Raw genomic sequence first — 23,491 nt, 5'->3', positions numbered from 1 at the left:
CTGTGACCGCCACGCTGCGTGGCAACACGGACGTCACACGACTCAGACCTCGGTGACCTCGAACGTCCGCCGGGGGGCCACGAACTCGTCCTGGGCGGCGACCAGCAGGATCTCCCGGGAGCCGGCCTCGGCGGTCTGCCGCAGCAGCCCGTACACCGAGGACGCGGCCCGGCCCAGCGCCGTGCCCGCGCTGCCGGTGGACAGCCAGTGGGCCAGGAACAGCGCGGCGATCGCGTCGCCGGCGCCGTTGACCGACAGGTCCAGCCGCGGGGTGCGCACCCGGAAGTGCCGGCCGCCCTCCGACGCCAGCAGGTCCACCGCGTCGTCCGGGGTGTCCTCGGCGACCAGCGACGTGGTCAGCACCACCCGCGGGCCCAAGGCCTGCACCGCGGCGACGGCGTCCTGCACCTCGGCGAGGGTGCGGGTGGTCCGCCCGGACAGCAGGTCGAGCTCGTAGTGGTTGGGCGTGACCAGGTCGGCCACCGGCACCGCGACGTCGCGGATGAACTCCGGGACGCCGGGCCGCACGAACACCCCGCGGCCGACGTCGCCGACGACCGGGTCGCAGCAGTAGACGGCCACGGGGTTGGCCGCCTTGACCCGGGCCACCGACCCGACGACCGCGTGGCCGATGTCGGCCGACCCGAGGTAGCCCGACAGCACCGCGTCGCAGCCGCCGAGCACCCCGCGGTCGGCGATGCCGGCGACCACCTCGTCGACCGCCTGGCCGTCGAAGACCCGGCCCTGCCAGGCGCCGTAGCCGGTGTGGTTGGAGAACTGCACGGTGTGCACCGGCCACACCTCGATGCCCAGGCGCTGCAGCGGGAACACCGCCGAGGAGTTCCCGGCGTGGCCGTAGGCGACGTGGGACTGGATGGAGAGGACGTTCACCACGCAGCAGACCGTAGCGAGGCGTGCCGCTGATCGCCCGGTGCGCCGGCCGGGGACCCCGAGGGGGCCCCGGCCGGGCGCCGCGGGTCAGTGGTGGCGCGCGGTCCGCGGCTGGTCGCCGCGGGCGCCCAGTGGGCCGGTGCCCGGGGTGACCCGTCGCGAGCCCTTGGCCGACGTCCAGGACGACTCGAAGCCGACGGTGGCATCCGGGTCGGTGCGCACCTCGACGGCCAGGCCCTTGTCGCCGTTGCTGCGGACGAACCAGAAGTCTGTCTGCACCCGCTCGGGCGTGACGTCGATGACGGCGAAGCCGTGGCCGACCCCCTCCAGGTAGCGCACCCACGGGTTGCGCAGCTGGAACGCGGCGGTGGCGGCCTGGGCCGCGGCGGCGCTGCCCGTCACCTCCTTGAAGCCGTCGCTGGTGATCGACGGGCAGACGAACTCGACGCCGACCGAGTCGCCCGAGGTGGGCTCCGAGGGCAGCTCGATCGCCCAGGAGCTGTGGATGTCGCCGGTGAGCACCACCGGGTCGGTGTCGCCCGAGGCCGCCATCGCCGCCAGCAGGGTGCGCTGGTCGGCCTGGTAGCCGTCCCACTGGTCGGCGTTGAACACCTGACCCGGCAGGGCCGTGGGCTGCGGGGAGAACACCCGGGCGAAGACGGTCTGGTTGCCGATCAGGTGCCAGGCCTTGTGGCTGCCGGTGAGCCCGGTGGTCAGCCAGGTCATCTGCTGCGGCTCGGGCAGGTGCCGGCCCGGGTCGGCCAGCGCCGGGTTCAGCGTGGTGCCCACCGTGGTGGGCACCTGCTGGCTGCGGTTCTGCCGGGTCTCAATCACCGACAGCTCGGCCAGGTCACCGAAGACGAACCGGCGGAAGAACTGGGTGCCCTGGTGCGGCCGCGGCTGCCAGCTCGCGGGCTCCCGGATCGGCATCCACTCCAGGTACGCGCGGTAGGCCAGTGCCCGGCGCGCGACGAACTCGCCCTCGGCGCGGATGCCGGCCGGCTCACCCGGGCCGGTGTAGGAGGTGTCCGGGTCGTCCTGCTGCTCGTGGTTCTCCGCGCCCGTGGCGTAGGCGTCGTTGGTGACCTCGTGGTCGTCGAAGATCACGATCCACGGGTGCCGGCGGTGGGCCTCCTGCAGGTCCGGGTCGGTCTTGTACAGCGCGTGCCGCAGCCGGTAGTCCTGCAGCGACACGATCTCGGTGGCCGGGTCGTGGTCCCGGACGCCGATCAGCGCGGCCGGGCCGTAGCGGTCACCGGAGCCCGCGACGCCGGGCTCGGCCGGGTCGTTGCCGTACTCGTACAGGTAGTCGCCCAGGTGCAGGACGGCGTCCAGGTCGTCCCGGGCGGCCAGGCCGCGGTAGGCGGTGAAGTAGCCGCCGGTGTAGTTGCTGCAGGACACGAAGGCCAGCCGCAGCGCGTGGGTGACACCGGCCTCGTCGGGGGCGGTCTGGGTACGACCGACCGGGGACGTCGCGCCCTTGCAGCGGAAGCGGAAGAAGTAGCGGGTGTACGGGGTGAGCCCGGAGACGACGACCTTCACGGTGTGGTCACGGTCGGCGTCGGTGCGCACGGTGCCGTGCCGGACGACGCGGGTGAACCGCTCGTCGGCGGCCAGCTCCCAGTCGACCTTGGTGACCGGGCCCACCCCGCTGCCCGGCGTGGACTTCGGCGTGGGCGTCACCCGGGTCCAGAGCAGCAGTTCGGTGGCGGTCGGGTCGCCGCTGGCGACACCGAAGCCGAAGATGCCGGAGCGGGCGGCGTCGTCGACGGTGGCGCGGGCGGCCGTGGGCGTGAGCCCGCCGACCGTGACGGCGGCGGCGGCGACGGCGGTGCCCTGGAGGAGGGTGCGGCGGGAGATCGGGGCGTCGAGGGTCACCGGCACACCGTGCCGAGCCGACACGGCGCACACGCGGCCGCCAGGTGAACAGCCGGTGGCCCTCTCGGTGACCGGCCGCGTCCTGGCCGGCGGGGCGGCGAGGGCGGCGAGGGCGGCGAGGGCGGCGAGGACGAGGCGGGACGACCCGACCCGCGGGACCTGGCCTGAGGGAGCAGAGCGCGAGGTCTCCCAGGGGTCGGGGGCGGGGGACAGGGTGCTGCGGAAGCGTCACCTCCAGGTGACGCTTTCCGCGGGAGGGGAGTCCGAGGAGTCGACGGGGTGCCGGGAGGAGGTGCAGCGGACGTGCCAGCTCCCGGTGACGCTTCCCACGGGAGCAGCACCGGCCGCCCCAGGGCACGCTGGTCGTGGACGCGATGGCAGGCCGGTCGTCCGAGTGCGCCGCGGCTCGGTCGTCCTTCGCCTCCTCGGGGTCCCGGTCGGTCCCGGTCGGCTCGCCCCTCAGCCGTGGTCGTAGTCGTCCGACTGTCCGGGCGGGGTGATCGTCGTCGCGCCCACGACCACGCCGTCCCCGTCGACCAGGCGAACACCGTGCACCCGAGGGTCGTCCGGTGTGGTGGCACTGCCGGCGACCAGCGCCACCGATGACAACACGGCGCCGTCGGCGTCCAGGGTCAGCAGGAACGCCACCCGCAGCAGTGCGGGCGACCACTGCTCGACGAAGCGCACGAACTCCTCGTCGAACTCGCTCGGCACCGCGACCTCCCTCTCGCTGACGACCGTGCCAGCTGCAGGGTCCACCCATCAACACGCCTGTCCGAACCCGCCAGGTTGAGTCCGTCCGCGATCCGTACCCGCGCACCACGGACCCCGACCGGTGGAGACGGTGCGCGCACGTCTTGACGCGCTGCCGCTGAGGCCCGACCGTCTGTACATGACAGCCCGTCCTCTGCCCCGCGTCGGCTCGTGGTTCCTGGACGTCCGCGGGGAGGGGCGGGGCGTGCGGGTCAGCCGGCACCCCGAGCGCCCGCTGGTGAACCTGACGCTGTGGCGGCAGGACGTGTGCGTGGGCAGCACGCACCTGGCCCCCGGCGACGTCGCCGGCCTGGTCGCCGCGCTGAGCGAACAGCTGGCCGACCTCGTGCCCGACGAGCTGAGCACGCGGGCCGGTGCTGCCCGGGTCGAGGCGCTGGAGCGGCGGCTCACCGAGCTGGAGGAGCAGTCCCGCACCCCCGGCTGGCGCCGCGCGCTGGCCCGGGTCACCGCGCGCCGTGCCCCCCGCCGGCCGGCCCCGTCGCCCCGGCCGGTCGAGGAGCAGGTGCGGCTTACCTTGGTGGGCTGAACAGGCACCGGGCTGCCCCGGCCCGGCCGCTACGGCAGGGACCGTGTCAGCGATCTCCAGCGGCACGGCGGGACTCGCGGCGGGCGAGCATGCCGTCGAGCAGGCGCTGCACCGTGGCGTCCGAGGGCGTGCCGTTCGGGTCGGTCCCGAGCAGCCAGACCAGGCCCCGCCGCGCGGTCTCCGTGTCGGCCTGCGGGTCGAGCTCGCCGATCAGGGCCACGGCCACCAGGTCGTCCGGGCCGGCCTGCCCCTCTGCCCAGTCGGTCACCTCCAGCACGTCGGCGTCCTCGACGTCGAACGTGTCGACCGCCCAGCTGCCGCCCGGCTCGCCACCGCCACCGAACACGTACACCCGGAACCGGGGGCGGTGGTCCTCCCACGAGCTGTCCCGCTCGTCGATCGGTGTCACCTGCACGGCGCCGGGCTCACCTCGTGTGCCGGGCCAGCAGCTGGGCCAGGTGCTCGCTCGGTGCGCCGGCCAACTGGTCGAGCTGGGTGCGGCAGGAGAAGCCGTCGGCGAGCACGACCGCGCCCGCGCCGGCGGCCCGCACCGCGGGCAGCAGCGACTGCTCGGCGATGGCCACCGACACGTCGTGGTGCCCCTTCTCCACACCCCAGTTGCCGGCCAGCCCGCAGCAGCCGCCGACCCGGGTGACCGTCGCACCGGCCCGGCGCAGCAGCTCCTCGTCGGTGCTCCAGCCCATCACCGAGTGGTGATGGCAGTGCGGCTGGGCCACCACCTCCACCCCGGCCAGCGACGGCGGCTCCCAGCCCTCGGTGCCGGTGAGCAGCTCGGCCAGGGTGCGGGTGGCCGCGGCGACCCGGGCCGCAGCCCCGCCCGTGCCCCCGTCGTCCAGCAGCTCCTGGGACTCCCCGCGCAGCACCGCGGTGCAGGAGGGCTCCACGCCCACGATCGGGGTGCCGGCGTCCGCGTAGGCCGCCAGCGTGGTGACCGTGTGCCCGAGGATCCGCCGGGCGGCGTCCAGCTGGCCGGTGGTGATCCAGGTCAGCCCGCAGCAGGTGTCGTCGTCGGGCACCTCCACCCGGTAGCCGGCCGCCTCCAGCACCGCGACGGTGGCCTCGGCGGCGGCGGGCGCGAAGTGGTCGGTGAACGAGTCCACCCACAGCGCGACGGGGGGACGCGTGTCCGGCACGCGCGGGGTCCAGTCCTGGCGGAAGGTGCGGGTGGCGAACGCCGGCAGCGACCGCCGCTGGTCGACCCCGGCGCCCCAGCGCGCCAGCGTGCCGCCCAGCCGGGAGCGGGTCAGCCCGTTGACCAGCCGCGGGGCCCGCGCGACCAGGTCGCTCCAGAACGGCAGCCGGCCCAGCGCGTAGTGCGAGCGGGGGCGCAGCCGGCGGCGGTAGGACTGGTGGAGCACCTCGGCCTTGTAGGCGGCCATGTCCACCCCGGTCGGGCAGTCCCGGGAGCAGCCCTTGCAGGACAGGCACAGGTCCAGCGCCTCGTGCACCTCCGGTGAGCGCCAGTCCTGCACCGGCCCCCCGGGGGCGAGCATCTCCTGCAGCACCCGGGCCCGGCCCCGGGTGGAGTCCTTCTCCTCCCGGGTGGCCAGGTAGGAGGGGCACATGACCCCGCCGGTGGACGTCGTGTCCGCCCGGCACTTGCCCACCCCGGTGCAGCGGTGCACGGCCGCGGACAGGTCGCCGCCGTCGTGCCGGTAGGCCAGCGCCAGCTGGGTGCGGTGCGGGGCCACCGCGGCCACCCGCACGTCGGCGTCGAACGGCGCCGGGCGCACCAGCACGCCCGGGTTGAGCAGGTCGTCGGGGTCCAGCACGCCCTTGACCTGCTCGAACAGCGTGATCGCTGCGGGGGAGTACATGTGCGGCAGCAGCTCGCTGCGCGCCCGGCCGTCGCCGTGCTCCCCGGACATCGAGCCGCCGTAGGAGGCCACCAGGCGGGCGGCGTCGGTGATGAAGCTGCGGTAGGTCGCGGTGCCGCCGCCGGCGAACGGGAAGTCGATCCGCACGTGCACGCAGCCGTCACCGAAGTGCCCGTAGGGCAGCCCCTGCAACCCGTGCCCGGTGAGCAGCGCCTCGAAGCTCCGCAGGTAGGAGCCCAGCTGCTCCACCGGGACGGCGGCGTCCTCCCAGCCGGCGTGCGCGGCCCGGCCGTCGCTGGTGCGCGCGGCCAGCCCGGCGCCGTCCTCCCGGATCCGCCAGATCGCGCCGGCCTGCGCGGCGTCGCTGACCACCAGGGCGTCCACCGCGCCGGCCCCGGCGACCATCTTCCCGACCCGGTCGGCGATCTCGGCCGGGTCGTCGCCGGTGACCTCGACGATCAGCCAGCCCTCCCCGCGCGGCAGCTCCGGCACGGTGGCGGCCGGCACGTCGCGCAGCCGCTGGATGATCCGGGAGTCCAGCCCCTCCACCGCGGTCGGCCGGTACGGCAGCAGCCCGGGGGTGGCGTCGGCGGCGTCGGCCATCGACGGGTAGCCCAGCACCACCAGCGCCCGCGCCGACGGCTCCGGCACCAGCCGCACGGTGGCCCCCAGCGTCAGCGCGAGCGTGCCCTCGCTGCCCACCAGGGTGCGGGCCAGGCTGCGGCCGCGCTCGGGCAGCAGGTGCTCCAGGGAGTAGCCGGACACCTGCCGGCCGAAGCGGCCCAGCTCCGTGCGGATCGTGGCCAGGTGCGCGTCGACCAGCGCCTGCAGCGGCGCGGGCACCCCGTCCCCGCCCACCGGACCGTCGTCCAGACGCAGCCGGGCTCCGGCGCCGGTGACCACGTCCAGGGCGACGACGTTGTCCGACGTCCGGCCGTAGCCCAGCGCCCGGGAACCGCAGGCGTTGTTGCCGATCATCCCGCCGATCGTGCAGCGGTTGTGCGTGCTCGGATCGGGCCCGAAGCGCAGCCCGTACGGCCGGGCGGCGGCCTGCAGCGACGCCTGGACGACGCCCGGGTCGACCACCGCGGTGCGCGCCTCGGCGTCGACCGCGTGCACCCGGTGCAGGTGCCGGCTGGTGTCGAAGACCACCCCGGGGCCCACCGCGTTGCCGGCGATCGAGGTGCCTGCCCCGCGGGCGGTCAGCGGCACCCCGAGGGCGCGGCACACCTCCAGCGTGGCCATGATCTCGTCGGGGTGCCGCGGGCGCACCACGGCCAGCGGCAGCACCCGGTACAGCGAGGCGTCGGTGGAGTACAGCGCCCGGGCCAGCCCGGAGTCGTCGACGTCGGTGACCCCGGCCCGGCGCAGCGCGTCGGCCAGCCCGGGGTCGGGGCCGGTGTGGGCGGGTGCGGTCGCCTCGACGGTCACCACAGCTGCATCGAGCGGCGGTAGATGCCGGCCATGTCGTCCTCGGTGACGTCCTTGGGGGCGGTGGCGAGCAGGCGCTGCTGCTGCATGGTGCCCGCGACCAGGTCGGGGACGTCGCCGTCGGTGTAGCCGACCGCGCCGATGCCGTCCGGGATGCCGATGTCGCGCATCAGCGCGATCAGCACGCCGGGCAGGAACTCCGATGCGGTGGCCGGCTCGTCGGCGCGCGGGTCCAGCAGCTGTGCCGCGCGCCGGTGCCGCTCGGGGCAGGCGTCGTAGGTGAACCGGAAGGCCTCCGGCGCGGTCAGCGCCACCGACATGCCGTGCGGCACCATGGCGTGGTCGTCCGGGTAGTCCGCGGGGTGGAAGTCCCGCACCCGGCCGGCGATCGGGTAGGCGTTGGCGTGCGGGATGTGCACCCCGGCGTTGCCGAAGCCCATGCCCGCGAAGGTGGCGGCCATGGCCATGTGGCCGCGGGCCTCCTCGTCCTCCCCGTGCCGCACCGCCTGCCGGAAGCTCGTGGACAGCAGCGTCATCGCCTTCTCCGACCACATGTCCGAGATGGGGTTCGCGCCGCAGTAGGGCACCCGCGCGTCCGGCGCCTTGCGCTCGTAGGTGGTGTACGGGCGCGCGGTGTAGCTCTCCAGGGCGTGGCAGAGGATGTCCATGCCCGACGCCGCGGTCACCCCGGCCGGCTGGGTGAGGGTCAGCGACGGGTCGATGACGGCGAGGGTCGGGCGCAGCCGGGCGTGGCTGATCCCGGTCTTCACCTTCTGCGCCAGCACGTCCAGCACGCAGATCGTGGTGCTCTCCGAGCCGGTGCCCGTCGTCGTCGGCACGGCCACCAGCGGGTGCAGCGGCTTCAACGGTGCCCGCCCGCCGCCGACGGGTGCGTTGACGTAGTCCATCAGCTCGCCGTCGTTGGTGGTGAGCAGGTTGACCGCCTTGGCGGTGTCGATGCTCGACCCGCCGCCGACGGCGACGATCGCGTCCCACGGGCCGTGCTCCCGGGCCCAGTCGACGGCGTGCTGCAGGCTCTGGTCGGTGGGTTCGACGTGCGCGCCGTCGAACACGTGTGCCTCGATGCCGAAGCCGCCCATCTGGTCGGCCACCCGCTGCGGGATGCCGGTCGCGGCCACCCCGGGGTCGGTGACCACCAGCACCCGGCGCGCGCCGGTCTGGCTCAGGTCGTAGCCGATCTCGTCGGCGGCACCGGGGCCGAACTTCAGCTGCGGCGCGCCGTAGGTGAAGACGCTCTCCGGCTGGGCGGGGGAGTGCCGGGTGGGCGGGTCGGACGTGGGCGCGGCCATGGTGACCCCTCTGCGTCGAGACGGCGGACGGCCCCCATCTTGCGCCGAGGTGGTCCCGGGTGCCCGCACCGGTGCTCGCCGGTCGGGGGAGCGGTGACCCCGCGCTCGGGCCGGCCGCTCAGCCGGCGTCGACGACCACCCGGTCCCGGCCCAGGCTCTTGGCCCGGTACAGCCGCTGGTCGGCCAGCCGCAGCAGGGTGGGCAGGTCGGGCAGCGGCCCGCCGGGCACCACGACGACGGCGCCGATGCTGACCGTCACGGGCACCTCCCCGGTCAGCGGGCCCCACGGGTGGCCGCTGACGGTGCGCCGTACCCGTTCCAGCTGCGCCGCCGACTCGTGCGCCGGCCCCACGAGCACCAGCAGGAACTCCTCACCGCCCATCCGGGCCGCGAACGAGCCGGCCCGCCCGGTCTGCTCCGCGGCGCGGGCGAGGTGCTCGGCGACGACCTGCAGCACCTGGTCGCCGACACCGTGCGAGCAGCGGTCGTTGACCTGCTTGAAGTGGTCGAGGTCGAGCAGCGCCACGGTCACCGCCCGGCCGCGGTCGGCACTGCGGTGCAGCGTCGGCTGCACCTCCTGCTCCACGTGCCGGCGGTTGTACAGCCCGGTCAGCGAGTCCCGCAGCGACAGCTCCCGGTAGGCCCGGCTCTCCCGCTGGGCCTCGCTGGTCTCGTACACCGCCTGCAGCGTGCGGGCCCGGGCGTCCCGCTCGAGCGAGCGCAGCTCGGTGGTCTCGGCGTGGAAGCGCCGGTGCTCCTCGTAGGCCTCCCGGTAGCGCCCGCCGGCGGCGTGCAGCTGGGCCTGCTCCTCGCGGGCCCGCACCCGCACCCCGGACAGCCCGTTCTCCTCGCACGTGCGCACGCACTCGTCCAGGGTCTGCTGGGCCTCGGCGGAGCGGCCGCGGGCCCGGCGCACCTGGGCCAGGGTCAGCAGCGTCTCGCCGAGCATGTCCGGCTCGGGTGCCCGGTCCGGCGGCTCGGGCACCAGAGCGGCCGCCAGCAGCTCCTCGGCCTCCTCCCACCGGCCCAGGCCCATCAGCGCCCGGGCCACCGTGTCCCGCTCGCCGAGCCCCAGCGGGACGCCGTGCCGGTCGGCGGAGGCCTGCAGCTGCTCGCTGAGCCGCAGGGCACGCTCGTGGTGCCCGGCCACCGTCTCGGCGTAGGCCCAGTTGTTGAGCACCAGCAGGACCCGGGACACGTCGCCGACCTCGCCGGCCAGCCGCAGCACGTCCGGGAAGCGCCGGCGGGCCGCCGCGTGGTCGCCGTTCTTGCTCAGGCAGTCGGCCAGCCGCAGCAGGTGGTCGATCCGCACGGCCGGGCTGCCCCGGTCGTCCAGCAGGTCGACGGCGTGCAGGGCGTGCTCCAGCGCCACGGCGGTGTCGCCGAGGTCGGAGAACACCAGCTCGAGCACGTGGTGGCTGCGGGCCTGCAGGTAGCGCGCGCCGTGCTGGGCGGCCCAGGCGTGCACGTCCTGGGCGATCCGTCCCGCCTCGGCCACCCGGCCCTGCCGGTCCAGCACGTCGGCCCGTACCAGCTGCGCGCGCCGTTCCAGCTCCGGCAGCCCCAGGTCATGGGCCTGCAGGGCGACGTCGACGGCCCGCAGGGCCGCACCCGTCGGGTCGGCGCGCGGCAGGCCCTCGATCTCGTCGAGCTCGGCGACCAGCCGGTGCACGACGGCGTCGTCCACCGCGTCGGCACGCCGGAGGTCGCGCAGGGCACGCCCGGGCACCCCGGTCGCCTCCCTGTCCTCCATCGGTCCGACGCCCACCCTCTCTGGATCGTCGACGCGCCCCCCGGTGTTCCCCCCACCCCGCCGGTCACCGGGTGGGGGGCAGGCCGCTCACGCCGTGCGGGCGCCGGCCCAGAGGTCGATGCCGCTGTCCGCGGCGTGCTCGTCGATCGCGGCCAGCTCCTCGGCGGAGAAGTCCAGGTGGTCCAGCGCGGCCACGTTCTGCTCCAGCTGGGCCACGCTGCTGGCGCCGATCAGCACCGAGGTCACCCGGGGGTCGCGCAGGCCCCAGGCCAGCGCCATCTGCGCCAGGCTCTGCCCGCGCGCCTCGGCGATGCCGGCCAGCGCCCGGATCCGGGTCAGGGCCTCGTCGCTGAGCAGGTCGGTGGACAGCGACTTGCCCTGGCTGGCGCGGGAGCCCTCGGGCACGCCGTGCAGGTACTTGTCGGTGAGCATGCCCTGGGCCAGCGGGGAGAACGCGATGCAGCCGCTGCCCACCTGCTCCAGGGTGTCCAGCAGCCCCTCGGTCTCGATCCAGCGGTTGAGCATCGAGTACGACGGCTGGTGGATGAGCAGCGGCGTGCCCAGGTCGGCGAGCAGGGCAGCGGCCTCGGCGGTGGCCTGCGGCGAGTACGAGGAGATCCCCACGTACAGCGCCTTGCCTGCCTGGACGGCGCTGTGCAGCGCGCCCATCGTCTCCTCCAGCGGCGTGGTCGGGTCCGGCCGGTGGGAGTAGAAGACGTCGACGTAGTCCAGGCCCATCCGGGCCAGCGACTGGTCCAGGCTGGCCAGCACGTACTTGCGACCACCACCGCCCTGGCCGTAGGGGCCGGGCCACATGTCCCAGCCGGCCTTGGAGGAGATGACCAGCTCGTCCCGGTAGGGGCGGAAGTCGTCGGCCAGGTGCCGGCCGAAGTTGGTCTCCGCCGACCCGTAGGGCGGCCCGTAGTTGTTGGCCAGGTCGAAGTGGGTGATCCCGAGGTCGAAGGCGCGGCGCAGGATGGCCCGCTGCCGCTCGAAGGGCACGTCGTCCCCGAAGTTGTGCCACAGCCCCAGGCTGATGGCCGGCAGGTCGAGGCCGCTGCGGCCGGTACGGCGGTAGGTCATGGAGTCGTAGCGGGAGTCCTGTGCGAGGTGGGCCACCCGGTGATCGTCGCGCGGGCTCCGCGCCGGTGTCCACCCGGCCGCCCGCTGCGCGGGACGCCCGCTCCACCCCTGCGGGCGACACCCGGACCGTCGCCTCGCGCCCCGGCCGGTGCGCTCCGGGTCCCTCGTGCTGACGACCTCACCCGAGGGGATGACGGAATTCACTCCCAGGTCTTTGTGTGATCGCTGGATACACACATAGTGTCCTGGACCACGTCGTCTCAGCTCAGGAGGAACCGCGTCATGGACGTACCGCTGGTCGAGCACGGTTCGTTGATGCTCCTCGCTGCCCAGCGCAGCGCCGAGCTGCCCAACATGGCGATCGTCACCCGTTTCGCGGAGAAGATCCCGCTCTCCGACCTGCAGGACGAGGCCGCTCGCGTGTCGGCCAGTCCCTTCGGCCTGGGGCGCAAGCTGCGCGCCCCGAAGGTCCTCGGCGCGCGGCCCCGCTGGGCGATGGCGACCACCCCGCCCCCGGTCGTCGGCCCCGACGAGCCGCTGGACGAGGCCGGCCTCGCCCGCTGGATGGACGAGCAGGTGAGCGTTCGGCACGACCCCGAGCGCGGTCCCGGCTGGCAGCTCGCCGCGGCGCACGACGTGCGCGGCGGCACCGTCGTCACGCTGGGCATGGCCCACCTGTTCGGCCACGGCCGGGACGTGATCACCACCCTGTACGGCGACGTGCCGGCGCCCGAGCTCGACCTCGAGGCGCTGCAGCTGGGCAAGCCCGAACTGCTCGCCGAGGCCAAGGACACCCTCGAGCGGCTGCGCAGCGGCGTGGTGGGCCTGGCCCGGCTCGGCGGCGAGATCGCCATGCTGCCCTGGGGCCTGCGCCCCGACGGCGAGCTGGACACCCTGCGCGCACCGCTGCGCGCCGTCCGCGACCGTGACCCCAGCCGGGGACGGCGGTCCCCGCGTCGGGTGGCCGCCATCGCGACCGTCGCCGCGGCCGACTGGGACGGGCGCGCGGCCGAGCTGGGCGGCTCCGCCACCAGCATGCAGGTCGCGCTGATCGCCAACCTGGCCCGCGAGGCGCGCGCCGCCCGCGGCGGGCCGGCCGGCCGGCCGATCCGCATGATCGTCCCGGTCGACCTGGCCGACCGGACCGAGCTGCCCGACGCCGCCGCGACCGTCGGCCCGATCCAGCTCACCAGCGCCACGGTGGTCCTGCCAGGCGGGCGCGCCTCCTACGGCAGCCTGGCCGGCGTGCGCGCCGAGACCCGCAGGGCCTTCGGCGAGGCGTCGGCACAGGTGGCCCGGACCGGCCGGGTCCCCATCGCCCCTGGGCTCGTCGACGCGATGAAGCTGCTGCCCGACGAGCTCACCCGCCGGGTGGTGACCAGCGTGCACGGTCACTACGACGCCGCCGCCTCCAACGTCGGCGACATGCCGCCGGGCATCCTGCGCCTGGGCGACAACACCGCCACCGACGCCGTGCTGATGGCCTGCCCGATGGGCAGCGACGTCTCCATCGCGGTGGCCCGGCACGACGGCCGGGTGCAGATGAGCATCGTGGCCGACCCCAGTCGCCTCGGCGGTGGCCCGTCCCTGCCGCAGCGCCTGGCCACCGAGCTCGCCGCCTGGGGGATCCCCGCCCGCGTCTGGTGAGCCACCGGACGACGCCCGGCCGTGCCCGGCGACGGCCGGGACGCGGCCCCACCGGGCGGGCCCCGACCGCCACCGTCCGCCGGTCCAGCCCCCACCGCCTGCGCCGAACCCAGGAGGGTCCCCGTGCTCCCGCTGACCGACCTGCCCCCGATCACCCCGCACACCGCCGGCGGTGAGGTCCCGCTGGCCGACCAGGCGAGCCTCGTGCTGCGCGCCGGCCGGATGGGCACCGTGCTGCCGCACATGGGCTGGGTGCTGCGCTTCCCCACCCGGATCAGCGTGGAGGAGCTCACCGCCGAGGCCGAACGGCTGGCCGCCTCGCCCTACGCGCTGGGCCGCCGGGTGCAGCCGCGCCGGGTACCGGGCGGGCGGCGGCGCTGGGTGGCCACGCCGGTGCCGCCGCCGGTGCGGCTCGCCCCGCGGCCGGTGGACTCCGACGCGCTCGCCGGGTGGCTCGACGGCGAGCTGCCCACCCCGCTGGACCCCGAGCACGGGCACGGCTGGCTGGTCACCGCCGCGCACACCACCGACGGCGGCACGGTCGTGCTGGTGATCGTGCACCACCTCTACGGCATCGCGCCCGGGGTGCTGGAGGCCGCGTACGGGGACGGCTCGGTGGACCCGCGGGACGGCACCGTGGGGCTCACCTTCCAGGCCCACGAGCGCTACGAGCTGCGGCAGGAGCTGCGCAGCGTCGTGGAGCGGCTGGTGCTGGGGGTACGGGGTGCCGGCCGGATGACCGGTGACGCGCTGCGCGCCGCGGCCAGCCGGGACAGCGCGGCCAAGGCCCCGGTCACCGACCCGCCGCCGATCCCGAACCCGCGGGGCCGGGACCGCACCCGGCGCTCTCCCGGCCCGGCCCGGTCGGGTGTGATCGCCGAGTTCTCCGCCGAGGAGTGGGACACCCGTGCCGCCGAGCTCGGCGGCACGGGGAACACGCTGCTCGCCGCGATCGCCGCCAACATGGTGCGCCGGGGCCGGGTCGGCCGGGGCGGCGACGTCGACCGGCCGGTGCGGCTGGTGCTGCCCATCGACCTCGGCGCCGACGCCGTGGGCGAACGCCGCGACGGTGCACTGGGGGTGCGGCCCAACATGGTCACGGCCTCCCTGGTGCTGCCCGGCGGCCCGCCCCAGTACGGCGACCTGACCGTGACCCGCCGGTGGATGAAGGCCGCCTTCGTCGCCGACGCCGCGACCGCACCGCCCGTGCGGGGCTTCAACGACGCGGCCCGGCTGCTGCCCGAGGCGCTGGCGATCCGCTTCGCCGAGCGCGCGGCGCTGTCCTTCGACGCCTGCGCCAGCAACCCCGGGGCGATGCCGGCCGGCGTCCGCCGGCTGGGCCGGCACACCGCCACCTCCGCCGCCACCATGGGCTGGCCGATCGCGCTGGACCTCATCGCCGCGCTCAGCCGCGGGCCCGACTCGGTGGGGATCACGGTCGTGGGCGACCCGTCACGGCTGGGGCCCGGCGCCGACGTCCGGGGCTGGCTGGGCGACGAGCTGCGCGGCTGGGGCCTGCGCGGCGGCCGCTGGTGAGCCGGACCCCGTGAACACCCGTCCCACCCACCGCACCCCTGCCCGAGGAGAAGCGTGAAGATCCCCCTGGACGACCACGCGGCGATGTACGTCGCCGCCACCCGCACCGGTCTGCACCGGCCGTGCATCGGGCTGCTGCGGCACTACGACGAGCCGGTCACCGGGGACGCGCTGCTGCGCTGGGCCAACGAGCTGGCCCAGGACCCGCAGGGCCTGGGCCGCCGCGTGGTGCGCCCGCGGGTGCCCGGGGCCCGGTTGCGCTGGGCGCCGGCCGCCGACCTGCCGCCGATCCGCTTCGAGCCCGACGAGCTCTCCGTCCCGGAGCTCATGGCGCTGATGGAGGAGGAGGCCAGCCAGCAGATCGACCCGGCGGCCACCGCCGGGTGGCGGATGGCCGCCGCCCGCACCGCCGACGGCGGCAGCATGGTGTCGCTGTGGGTGAACCACGCCTACGGCGACGCGCGCGCCCTGCTGACGCACGGGTTCGGCGGCGGGTCGAGCACCGTGCCGCAGCAGGCCCCGGTGCGCGGCTGGCGGGCCGACACCGTGGAGGAGCTCGGTGACGTGGTCACCCGGGTGCGACACGGTCTGGGTGGCACGGTGCGCCTGGGCCGGGAGGTCGCCGTGGCGCTGGCCCGGCCGTCGGCCACCGGTGACCTGCAGCGGCTGAGCCCGACCATCGCGGCGGTGCGCAGCCGCAACCAGGGGGTCGGTGCCCGGTCCGGCCGCCGGCTGATGGCCCTGACCCGGGTGCGCGCCGCGGACTGGGACGGCGTCGCGCAGGCGCGCGGCGGGTCGGGCAACACCCTGCTGCTGTCGGTGCTGGCCAACCTGCTGCGCACCGCGCGGCTCTCCCGGGGCGACACCGTCGACGGCCCGCTGCGCATCCTGCTGCCGGTCGACCTGCGCCACCAGCGCCCGCAGGGCCAGCACGACGTCACCGCCAACGCCGTCGTCGGCGCCCTGGTGGTGCTGCCCGGTGGCACCCCGCAGCACGGCTCGATCGCCGACGTGCGCGTGGCCACCAAGCGGGCCATCGAGGCGGCCGCACCGGTCGGTGCCTCGCGCCGCGACGGCCGCCCGGCCGGGCCGACCGGCGTGGTGGACGCGATGCGGCTGCTGCCCAGCGCGCTGAGCAACCGGCTCGCCGTCCTCGCGCAGGGCGCCGACGGGGTGGCCTCGAACGTCGGGCCGCTGCCGGACCTGATCGGTCGGCTGGGCCGGCACCAGGCGAGCGCTGCCTACCTGATGGGCGGCCCGATGATGACCGACCTGACCATCGGCCTGGGCCGCTGGGGCGAGGACATCACCCTGGGCGTGATGGCCGACGCGGGCCGGCTCGGGCCCAGCGGCACCCTGCAGACCCTGGTCTCGGCGGAGATCGCCGCCTGGGGCCTGACCGCCACCGTCTGGTGAGGCGTCCCGGCCGGGTCCACCCGGCCGGGGCGCACCGCCCATTAGCCTGCGGCCGTGCCCGTCCGACGCGCCGCTGCGCAGCTGCTCCGCTTCGCCTGGCTGGAGCTGCAGTCCTGCGCCTTCGCCGCGGCGCTGTTCGCCGGGCTGGCCCTGGCACAGGTGGTGCCGCTGCCGATCGCCCGGTTCGACGCGCTGCTGGCGTGGTGCGTGCTGGTCACGCTGGGGTTCTGGGTGGCCGGCCTGGAGACCTGGCGGGAGGTCCTGGTGATCGCCGGCTTCCACGGCCTCGGCCTGGGCCTGGAGCTGTTCAAGGTGCACCAGGGCTCATGGAGCTACCCGGTGGGCGACGCGGTCACCGTGGTCGCCGGCGTCCCGCTGTTCTCCGGGTTCATGTACGCCGCGGTCGGCTCCTACATCTGCCAGGCCTGGCGCCGCTTCGACCTGCGGGTGTCGCACTACCCGGCACCGGCGACGACGGTGGTGGCCGTCGGCGTCTACGCGAACTTCTTCACCCACCACTGGTGGGTCGACCTGCGCGTGCCGCTGGCGGTGGCGGGCCTGCTGGTGCTGCGCCGCTGCTGGGTGCACTTCACCGTGGGCGACGCCCGCTACCGGATGCCGCTGGCGCTGAGCTTCGTGCTGATCGGCACGTTCCTCTGGGTGGCGGAGAACGCGGCGACCTTCCTGGGTGCCTGGCAGTACCCCGGACAGGAGGACGTGTGGGAGGCCGTGCACGCCGACAAGCTCGGCGCGTGGGCGCTGCTGGTCACGATGAGCTTCGTGCTGGTGGCCACGGTCAAGTCCCAGGAGGGCCGGCTGTACCACGTGCCCGGGCCGGTACCGGTGCAATCGCCGGCCGGGCAGCCGGTCGGCTGAGCACGTCCGGACACCGAGGGCCCCGCGGGAGCCGGGCCGGTCGCGTACCCGGCGAGCGCGGGCCTCAGCTCAGCTGGTGCCGACGCCAGTCCGGGCCGACCGCGGCCCAGCCGGCCGCCCACTGCCGGTGCCGGCGGCGGTCCAGCACCCAGACGCCCGCGGCGTGCAGCAGGAACTGCACGACCACGATGGCCACGCTGGCCGCGCCACCGAGCACGCCCGCCTGCAGCCGCACCTGGGCGTCGTCCAGAGGCGCGGGGCGGCGCGCGCCGTCCCGCTCGACCCACACCGTGACGGCGTCCCCGGGCTGCACGTCCTGCTCGACCTGGAGCCTGCCGGTGACCCGGCCGCCCGCCGGCGCGGTCCAGGTCGCGTCCACCGGCACGAGCTCGGACGGCGACCGGCCGGTGCCGTCCCGCGGCCGGCCGACCACGGTGGCCTCGACGGCGCTGAGCTGGGCGCGCTGTCGGGCCGCCTCGTCGGTGAGCCCGGCGTGCACCGAGCCGCCGGTGCCCAGGCCGACCGGCACCGCGAGCAGCAGCACGCACAGGGTCAGCACCCGCAGCGCGACCTCGACGCGGTCGGTGCCCCGTCGCAGCGGGCCCGAGCCCAGCGTGAACCGGCGCACCGCGTGGCCCAGGCCCCAGGTGCGCCCCCAGGTCGGGTCGTCCTGCGACATCGCCGTCACGCTGCACACCTCCGGGCCGGGGACCGTCGGCGCCCAGTCTGGAGCCCGGGCGACGCCCGGTGGGGCATCCGGCGCACGGCCCTGGTGCGCACGGGGCCGGGTGCGCCGGGTGGGGCTGCTGGGTCGGTTTGACGGCGGCAGCAGCGAGCCTGAGACTCTGCTGTGCGCCTGAGAAGCCGGTGCCCGCTCGACGACGAGATGGGACTCCCGTGCGCCGACGTCATCTGCCTGTCACCCGCGCGCCGTGGCGCGCAGGGCCTGCTGTCGCCGCCGCGGCGGCCGTCACGCTCACCCTCAGCGGCTGCGCCGGCTGGGGAGGTGGGGGCGGCTCCGGCGGCCCGGACTCGATCAACGTGCTCATGGTCAACAACCCGCAGATGGTCGACCTGCAGAAGCTCACCGCGGAGCACTTCACCGCCGAGTCGGGCATCACCGTCAACTTCACGACGCTGCCGGAGAACGACGCCCGGGACAAGATCAGCCAGGAGTTCTCCAGCCAGGCCGGCCAGTACGACGTCGCGACGCTGAGCAACTTCGAGATCCCGATCTACGCCAAGAGCGGGTGGGTGGCGCCGGTCGACGAGTACGTGGCCGCCGACCCCGACTTCGACCAGGGCGACATCCTCCCGCCGATGACCACGTCGCTGACCGTGGACGGGAAGCTGTACGGCGAGCCGTTCTACGGCGAGTCCTCCTTCCTCATGTACCGCAAGGACGTGCTGGCGGCCGCGGGCATCGAGATGCCCGCGAACCCCACGTGGCAGGAGGTCGCCGACATCGCCGCCCGGGTGGACGGCGCCGAGCCGGGCATGGCCGGGATCTGCCTGCGCGGTCAGCCCGGGTGGGGCCAGGTCTTCGGCCCGCTGACCACCGTGGTGAACACCTTCGGCGGCACCTGGTTCACCGAGGACTGGCAGGCCGGGGTGGACAGCCCCGAGTTCCGCGAGGCCGTCCAGTTCTACGTCGACCTGGTCCGGGCCCACGGCGAGGCCGGCGCGCCCCAGGCCGGCTTCACCGAGTGCCTGAACAACATGGTGCAGGGCGGCGCGGCGATGTGGTACGACGCGACGTCGGCCGCCGGGTCGCTGGAGGCGGCCGACTCCCCGGTCAAGGGCCTGATCGGCTACGCGCCCGCCCCGGTCGTGAGGACCGAGCGTTCGGGCTGGCTGTGGACCTGGTCGTGGGGCATCGAGCAGGCCAGTGAGAAGAAGGACGCCGCGTGGGAGTTCATCTCCTGGGCGTCGAGCAAGGAGTACGAGGAGCTGGTCGGTGAGGAGCTGGGCTGGGCCCAGGTGCCCTCGGGCAAGCGCGCGTCCACGTACGCCAACCCCGACTACCTGGCCGAGTCCGCGGCTTTCGCCGAGCCCACCCTGGCCGCGATCCAGAGCGCCGACCCGAACGACCCGGGGGCGCAGCCGCGCCCGGCGCCGGGCATCCAGTTCATCGGCATCCCGGAGTTCCCCGACCTCGGCACCCAGGTGTCCCAGGACGTCAGCTCGGCGATCGCCGGCCGGATGACCGTGGACGAGGCCCTGGAACGCGGGCAGGAGCTCGCCGACGACGTCGCGTCCCGCTACCGCGAGGGGGCAGCGGGGTGACCGGCGCCGCCGTCACGACGTCCCGCCCACCGCAGGAGGACCCGGCATGAGCACCACCCTGGAGCGGACCACCGCCGGCACCACGGCGTCGCCCCCACCGGAACGGTCGGGGACGGCGCTGCGGCGCTCGGCCGACTGGGCCCGGCGGGCGCCGCTGCTGCCCGCGCTGGTCTTCCTGATCGTCGTCACCCAGCTGCCGTTCGTGGTGACGCTGGTGATCAGCTTCATGAACTGGAACGCCTACTACCCCGACGAGGTGCGGTTCACCGGCTTCGACAACTACGCCCGGGTGCTCACCGACGTCAACATGCGCAACGCGATCTGGGTGACCATCCTGCTCACCGTCGTCGTGGTGCTGGTCAGCCTGCTGCTCGGGCTGGTCGCGGCGCTGCTGCTGGACCGGCAGTTCCGCGGCCGCGGGATCGTCCGGACGATGATGATCACGCCGTTCCTCGTCGTCCCGGTGGCGGCGGCGCTGCTGTGGAAGCACGCGCTGTTCAACCCCGAGTACGGCCTGCTCAACGGCACGCTGACCGCGATCTGGCGGCTGTTCGGGTCGGACGACGCCCCGCAGCCGGACTGGATCAGCACCGCCCCGCTGGTGTCGGTCGAGGTGGCGCTCATCTGGCAGTGGACGCCGTTCATGATGCTGATCCTGCTGGCCGGGCTGCAGAGCCGGCCGCTGGACGTGATCGAGGCCGCCCGGATCGACGGCGCCAGCTCGTGGCAGATCTTCCGGTACATGACGTTCCCGCACCTGCGGCAGTACCTGGAGCTCGGCGGCCTGCTCGGCGCGATCTACATCGTGCAGAACTTCGACGCGGTCTTCACGATCACGTCCGGCGGTCTGGGCACCGCGAACCTGCCCTACACGATCTACCAGACCTTCTACCAGGCGCACGACTACGGCCGGGCGTCCGCCGCCGGCGTGGTCGTGGTCATCGGCACCATCATCATCGCGACCCTGGCCCTGCGCACGGTGTCGTCGCTGTTCCGTGAGGAGAACGCACGATGAGCGCCAGCACCGACGTCGCGCCGGTCGCGGCCACCCGCACCCCGGACGGCGCCCCGCGGAAGCCACGCCGGGAATGGGGCAACCCGCTGCTCGCCGTGGCGGCCTGGCTCATGGGCATCGTGTTCGTGCTGCCGGTGGTCTGGATGGTGCTCACCTCGTTCCACAGCGAGGAGGCCGCGGCCACCAACCCGCCGTCGCTGGCCGCGCCGCTGACCCTGGACGGCTACCGCGAGTTCTTCGGGGTGGGCACCGGCCTCAGCCCCTGGCCCGCGTTGCTGAACTCGCTGACCGCCAGCGTCCTCTCCACGGTCATCGTGCTGCTGCTGGCGATCCCGGCGGCCTACGCGCTGAGCATCCGGCCGGTGCGGAAGTGGACCGACGTGCTGTTCTTCTTCCTGTCCACCCGCATGCTCCCGGCGGTGGCCGGGCTGCTGCCGATCTACCTGTTCGCCCAGTACACCGGCCTGCTGGACAACATCTGGCTGCTGATCGTGCTGTACACGTCGATGAACCTGCCGATCGCGGTGTGGATGATGCGCTCGTTCCTCGCCGAGGTGCCCGGGGAGATCCTGGAAGCGGCGGCGATGGACGGCGCCGGCCTGCTGAAGACGCTGCGCACCGTCGTCGGGCCGATCATCCTGCCCGGGGTCGCGGCGACGTCGCTGATCTGCTTCATCTTCAGCTGGAACGAGCTGCTGATGGCCCGGGTGCTCACCGGCACCGTGGCCGGGACGTCGCCGGTGTACCTGACCGGGTTCGTCACCAGCCAGGGCCTCTTCCTCGCCCAGGTCTGCGCCGCGGCGTTCGTGGTCTCGCTGCCGGTGATCATCGCCGGGTTCGCCGCCCAGGACAAGCTGGTCCAGGGCCTGTCGCTGGGTGCGGTCAAGTGAGGGCCGCGGTGCTGCGGGCCGCCGGCGACGTCGTCGTCGAGGAGCGGCCCACCCCGAGCCCCGGCCCGGGCCAGGTGCTGGTCCGGGTGCGGTCGGTCGGGGTGTGCGGCTCGGACACGCACTACTACGAGCACGGCCGGATCGGCCGGTTCATCGTCGAGTCCCCGCTGGTCCTCGGCCACGAGGCGGCCGGCGAGGTCGTCGAGCTCGGCGAGGGGGTCACCGGTCTGGTGCCCGGGCAGCGGGTGTCGGTCGAGCCCGGCGTGCCCGACCTGACCTGCGAGCAGTGCCTGGCCGGGCGGTACAACCTGTGCCCGCAGATGCGCTTCTACGCCACCCCGCCGATCGACGGCGCCTTCGCCGAGTACGTGCTGACCCACGCCGCGTTCGCGCACCCGGTGCCGGACGGCATCAGCGACGACGCCGCCGCGTTGCTGGAGCCGCTGTCGGTGGCGGTCTGGGCGTGCCGCAAGGGCCGGGTGAGCGCCGGGTCCCGGGTGCTGGTCACCGGCGCCGGGCCGATCGGGCTGCTGGCCGTGCAGACCGCGATCGCGTTCGGGGCCACCGAGGTGGCGGTGTCCGACGTCAACCCGGCCCGGCTGGCCCTGGCCGGCGACATGGGCGCCACCGAGCTGGTCGACGCCCGCTCGGCCAGCGTGCTGGACCTGCCGCGGGCACCGGGGGTGCTGCTGGAGTGCTCCGGGTACCCGCCGGCGATCTCCGAGGGCATCCGGGCGCTGGCCCCGGCCGGGCGGGCGGTGCTCGTCGGCATGGGCGGGGACGAGGTGCCGCTGCCGCTGTCGGTGGTGCAGGAACGCGAGCTGGAGGTCACCGGCACGTTCCGCTACGCCGGCACCTGGCCGACCGCGATCGCCCTGGTGGCCGCCGGTCGGGTCGACCTGGACCGGCTGGTCACCGGCAGCTACCCGCTCGAGCGCGCCGCGGACGCCCTCACCGCCGGGCGGCGGGACCAGCACTCGGTCAAGGTCGTGGTGCGCCCCCAGACCTGAGCCGGCCCCGCCGTGGTCCCAGCCGGCGGCTCAGCGCAGCTGCTGGGCCCAGACCGGCTCGACGCGCGCCCAGCCCGCCTCCCACTGCGCGACCCGGCGGGCGTTCAGCGCGGCCACCGCCAGCGCGTACAGCAGCACGGCGCCGAGCGCGGCGAAGCCACCGACCACGACGCCGACCGACACCGCCTGGGTGCGCACCTGGGCGGCGTCCAGCGGGGCGACCTGCCGCTGCCCGTCGGTGTCCAGCCACACCGGGACGACGTCCCCGCGCCGCGCGTCGAGGTCGGCCCGCACCTCGCCGGAGCCGCCGGGCCAGGTCGCCGCCACCGCCACCTGGGCGCCGGAGGAGGTGTCGGCGTAGGTGCTGGCGTCCTCGGTGAGCACGGCGTCGACCCGGGTGAGCTCCGCGTGCTGAGCCTCGGCGACCGCGCCGAGCTGGGTCGCGGCCGCGCCGGCCACCGAGGAACCGATCGGCACCACGAGCGAGAAGGCCAGCGCGAGCAGGACGCGCAGCCACATCTCGGCACGGTCGCTGCGCCGCTTCATCTCACCGGCGCCGACGGTCAGGCGCCGCACGGCGTGGCCGAGGCCGAGGTTCTTCGTCACGAGGGGCTCCAGGAGGGGGGACGGCTCGCGGTCACCGGTTCGCGGCGCCACCACGCCCCGCATCGGCACGCGGCCGTCCGGGCTTGAGGCTCACCCGCCCGGACGGGTGGGCAGCTCCACCGGGCCGTGCACCGCCGCCGGGGCGCCGGTGGCCAAAGCCCAGTACCGGTCGCCGTGCGACCAGTGCCACCACTCGGTCGGGTAGTTCACCAGCCCGACCGCGGTCAGCGCGTCGGCCAGCGTCCGCCGGTGGGCCCGGGCGCGGGCCGGCAGGCCGGGCGCGTCGGTGTAGCAGGCGCCGTGGCTCTCCTCCGGGTCGGCGTTCACCCGGGTGCCCATGTCCAGCTCGACGCCGTCGGCGGTGGTGAGGGTCAGGTCGACGGCGGCGCCGGCCGGGTGCGGCGCCACCGCCGGCGGGGACACGTAGCGGCTGGCGGCGCGGTCCAGCCGGTCGTCGTCCCAGTCGGGGTGCAGCACGGCGAGCCCGGCGCGGTACTCGGCGAAGTAGTGCTGCTGCAGGGCCGGTGGCCGGTGGCCCTCGACCACCAGCAGCCGCAGCCCGCCGGGCAGCAGGGTCTGCGCCCGTTCCAGCCGGCGCACCACGTCGCGGCGCAGGTGTGCGTAGGAGCCGTCGGCGGCGGCCTTGCGCGGGTCGAGCGCGATCGCGGTGCCGCGCAGGTCGACCAGCGGGTCGCCGCCCTCCCGCACCGGGACGGCGGCCACCC

20 protein-coding genes are annotated in these 23,491 nt (G+C 75.1%); 9 read left to right on the top strand and 11 right to left on the bottom strand.

The window, feature by feature from the left end; genetic code table 11:
- Positions 1–42 precede the first annotated feature (42 nt).
- From pdxY to G1H19_RS20485, 3 genes are all read right to left on the bottom strand, one after another.
- Complete coding sequence (gene pdxY / locus G1H19_RS20495; RefSeq protein WP_202925723.1) at positions 43–894, bottom strand: pyridoxal kinase PdxY; 852 nt, start codon at positions 892–894, stop codon at positions 43–45.
- 84 nt (positions 895–978) lie between these two features.
- Complete coding sequence (locus tag G1H19_RS20490) at positions 979–2,769, bottom strand: alkaline phosphatase D family protein (protein WP_202925722.1); 1,791 nt, start codon at positions 2,767–2,769, stop codon at positions 979–981.
- Between the two features lie 459 nt (positions 2,770–3,228).
- Positions 3,229–3,483, bottom strand: coding sequence for a hypothetical protein (locus G1H19_RS20485; RefSeq protein ID WP_152727749.1), 255 nt, complete (start codon positions 3,481–3,483; stop codon positions 3,229–3,231).
- 178 nt (positions 3,484–3,661) lie between these two features.
- On the opposite strand from G1H19_RS20485, the gene G1H19_RS20480 reads away from it, so the two are divergent.
- Positions 3,662–4,069, top strand: a complete 408-nt coding sequence (locus G1H19_RS20480; protein ID WP_152727750.1) for a hypothetical protein — start codon at positions 3,662–3,664, stop codon at positions 4,067–4,069.
- 46 nt (positions 4,070–4,115) lie between these two features.
- On the opposite strand, the gene G1H19_RS20475 is transcribed toward G1H19_RS20480, so the two are convergent.
- The 5 genes from G1H19_RS20475 to mgrA form a co-directional block, all read right to left on the bottom strand.
- On the bottom strand, positions 4,116–4,484 hold the full coding sequence (locus G1H19_RS20475; RefSeq protein ID WP_152727751.1) for a hypothetical protein: 369 nt from the start codon (positions 4,482–4,484) through the stop codon (positions 4,116–4,118).
- A gap of 10 nt (positions 4,485–4,494) precedes the next feature.
- Complete coding sequence (locus tag G1H19_RS20470) at positions 4,495–7,338, bottom strand: FAD-binding and (Fe-S)-binding domain-containing protein (protein ID WP_235927863.1); 2,844 nt, start codon at positions 7,336–7,338, stop codon at positions 4,495–4,497.
- Positions 7,335–8,648, bottom strand: a complete 1,314-nt coding sequence (locus tag G1H19_RS20465) for a hydroxyacid-oxoacid transhydrogenase (RefSeq protein WP_152727752.1) — start codon at positions 8,646–8,648, stop codon at positions 7,335–7,337. The genes G1H19_RS20470 and G1H19_RS20465 overlap by 4 nt, the downstream gene beginning before the upstream one ends.
- A gap of 118 nt (positions 8,649–8,766) precedes the next feature.
- Positions 8,767–10,401, bottom strand: coding sequence for a GGDEF domain-containing protein (locus G1H19_RS20460; RefSeq protein WP_152727753.1), 1,635 nt, complete (start codon positions 10,399–10,401; stop codon positions 8,767–8,769).
- 87 nt (positions 10,402–10,488) lie between these two features.
- Positions 10,489–11,520, bottom strand: coding sequence for an L-glyceraldehyde 3-phosphate reductase (gene mgrA, locus G1H19_RS20455; RefSeq protein ID WP_162392206.1), 1,032 nt, complete (start codon positions 11,518–11,520; stop codon positions 10,489–10,491).
- A gap of 246 nt (positions 11,521–11,766) precedes the next feature.
- Here mgrA and G1H19_RS20450 point away from each other — a divergent pair, with 246 nt between their 5' ends.
- From G1H19_RS20450 to G1H19_RS20435, 4 genes are all read left to right on the top strand, one after another.
- The gene (locus G1H19_RS20450) at positions 11,767–13,131 is read left to right on the top strand and encodes a hypothetical protein (protein ID WP_152727754.1); all 1,365 of its coding nucleotides are present in this window, start codon (positions 11,767–11,769) and stop codon (positions 13,129–13,131) included.
- A 123-nt stretch (positions 13,132–13,254) separates the two neighbouring features.
- The gene (locus G1H19_RS20445; protein WP_152727755.1) at positions 13,255–14,667 is read left to right on the top strand and encodes a hypothetical protein; all 1,413 of its coding nucleotides are present in this window, start codon (positions 13,255–13,257) and stop codon (positions 14,665–14,667) included.
- A 54-nt stretch (positions 14,668–14,721) separates the two neighbouring features.
- Entirely contained in the window at positions 14,722–16,083 is a 1,362-nt protein-coding gene (locus G1H19_RS20440; RefSeq protein WP_152727756.1) for a hypothetical protein, read from the top strand.
- Positions 16,084–16,137: 54 nt separating this feature from the next.
- Entirely contained in the window at positions 16,138–16,959 is an 822-nt protein-coding gene (locus G1H19_RS20435) for a DUF817 domain-containing protein (protein WP_162392205.1), read from the top strand.
- Positions 16,960–17,023: 64 nt separating this feature from the next.
- Here G1H19_RS20435 and G1H19_RS20430 read toward each other — a convergent pair whose 3' ends face one another.
- Positions 17,024–17,638, bottom strand: coding sequence for an Rv1733c family protein (locus G1H19_RS20430; RefSeq protein WP_456071365.1), 615 nt, complete (start codon positions 17,636–17,638; stop codon positions 17,024–17,026).
- A 218-nt stretch (positions 17,639–17,856) separates the two neighbouring features.
- Here G1H19_RS20430 and G1H19_RS20425 point away from each other — a divergent pair, with 218 nt between their 5' ends.
- Genes G1H19_RS20425 through G1H19_RS20410 form a run of 4 tightly spaced genes read left to right on the top strand, consistent with a single transcriptional unit; the run spans position 17,857 to position 22,160 of the window.
- Positions 17,857–19,245: an ABC transporter substrate-binding protein gene (locus tag G1H19_RS20425; protein WP_235927862.1), complete on the top strand. Its 1,389-nt coding sequence runs from the start codon at positions 17,857–17,859 to the stop codon at positions 19,243–19,245.
- A 46-nt stretch (positions 19,246–19,291) separates the two neighbouring features.
- Complete coding sequence (locus G1H19_RS20420) at positions 19,292–20,260, top strand: carbohydrate ABC transporter permease (RefSeq protein WP_152727757.1); 969 nt, start codon at positions 19,292–19,294, stop codon at positions 20,258–20,260.
- Positions 20,257–21,150, top strand: a complete 894-nt coding sequence (locus tag G1H19_RS20415) for a carbohydrate ABC transporter permease (protein WP_152727758.1) — start codon at positions 20,257–20,259, stop codon at positions 21,148–21,150. Before G1H19_RS20420 ends, G1H19_RS20415 begins: the two co-directional genes overlap by 4 nt.
- Positions 21,147–22,160, top strand: coding sequence for an NAD(P)-dependent alcohol dehydrogenase (locus G1H19_RS20410; RefSeq protein WP_162392203.1), 1,014 nt, complete (start codon positions 21,147–21,149; stop codon positions 22,158–22,160). Before G1H19_RS20415 ends, G1H19_RS20410 begins: the two co-directional genes overlap by 4 nt.
- Before the next feature lie 30 nt (positions 22,161–22,190).
- Here G1H19_RS20410 and G1H19_RS20405 read toward each other — a convergent pair whose 3' ends face one another.
- Together G1H19_RS20405 and G1H19_RS20400 are read right to left on the bottom strand one after the other, a co-directional pair.
- Positions 22,191–22,766, bottom strand: a complete 576-nt coding sequence (locus G1H19_RS20405; RefSeq protein ID WP_152727759.1) for an Rv1733c family protein — start codon at positions 22,764–22,766, stop codon at positions 22,191–22,193.
- A gap of 90 nt (positions 22,767–22,856) precedes the next feature.
- Positions 22,857–23,491, bottom strand: a 635-nt coding sequence (locus G1H19_RS20400) for a M15 family metallopeptidase (protein WP_163638866.1), incomplete at its 5' end; no start/stop codon positions are given.

This window comes from Goekera deserti (assembly GCF_010685995.1).
GTDB classification, from domain to species: Bacteria; Actinomycetota; Actinomycetes; order Mycobacteriales; family Geodermatophilaceae; genus Goekera; species Goekera deserti.
Note: the sequence above shows the minus strand (reverse complement) of the source record. Positions and strands in the feature narration are given on the sequence as shown.

What these genes read in the sequence shown, in the direction of transcription:
- G1H19_RS20480 (WP_152727750.1), top strand. Translation starts at nt 3,662, where the DNA reads ATGACAGCCCGTCCTCTGCCCCGCGTCGGCTCGTGGTTCCTGGACGTC.
- G1H19_RS20465 (WP_152727752.1), bottom strand. Translation starts at nt 8,648, where the DNA reads ATGGCCGCGCCCACGTCCGACCCGCCCACCCGGCACTCCCCCGCCCAG.
- G1H19_RS20460 (WP_152727753.1), bottom strand. Translation starts at nt 10,401, where the DNA reads ATGGAGGACAGGGAGGCGACCGGGGTGCCCGGGCGTGCCCTGCGCGAC.
- G1H19_RS20450 (WP_152727754.1), top strand. Translation starts at nt 11,767, where the DNA reads ATGGACGTACCGCTGGTCGAGCACGGTTCGTTGATGCTCCTCGCTGCC.
- G1H19_RS20430 (WP_456071365.1), bottom strand. Translation starts at nt 17,638, where the DNA reads ATGTCGCAGGACGACCCGACCTGGGGGCGCACCTGGGGCCTGGGCCAC.
- G1H19_RS20420 (WP_152727757.1), top strand. Translation starts at nt 19,292, where the DNA reads ATGAGCACCACCCTGGAGCGGACCACCGCCGGCACCACGGCGTCGCCC.
- G1H19_RS20415 (WP_152727758.1), top strand. Translation starts at nt 20,257, where the DNA reads ATGAGCGCCAGCACCGACGTCGCGCCGGTCGCGGCCACCCGCACCCCG.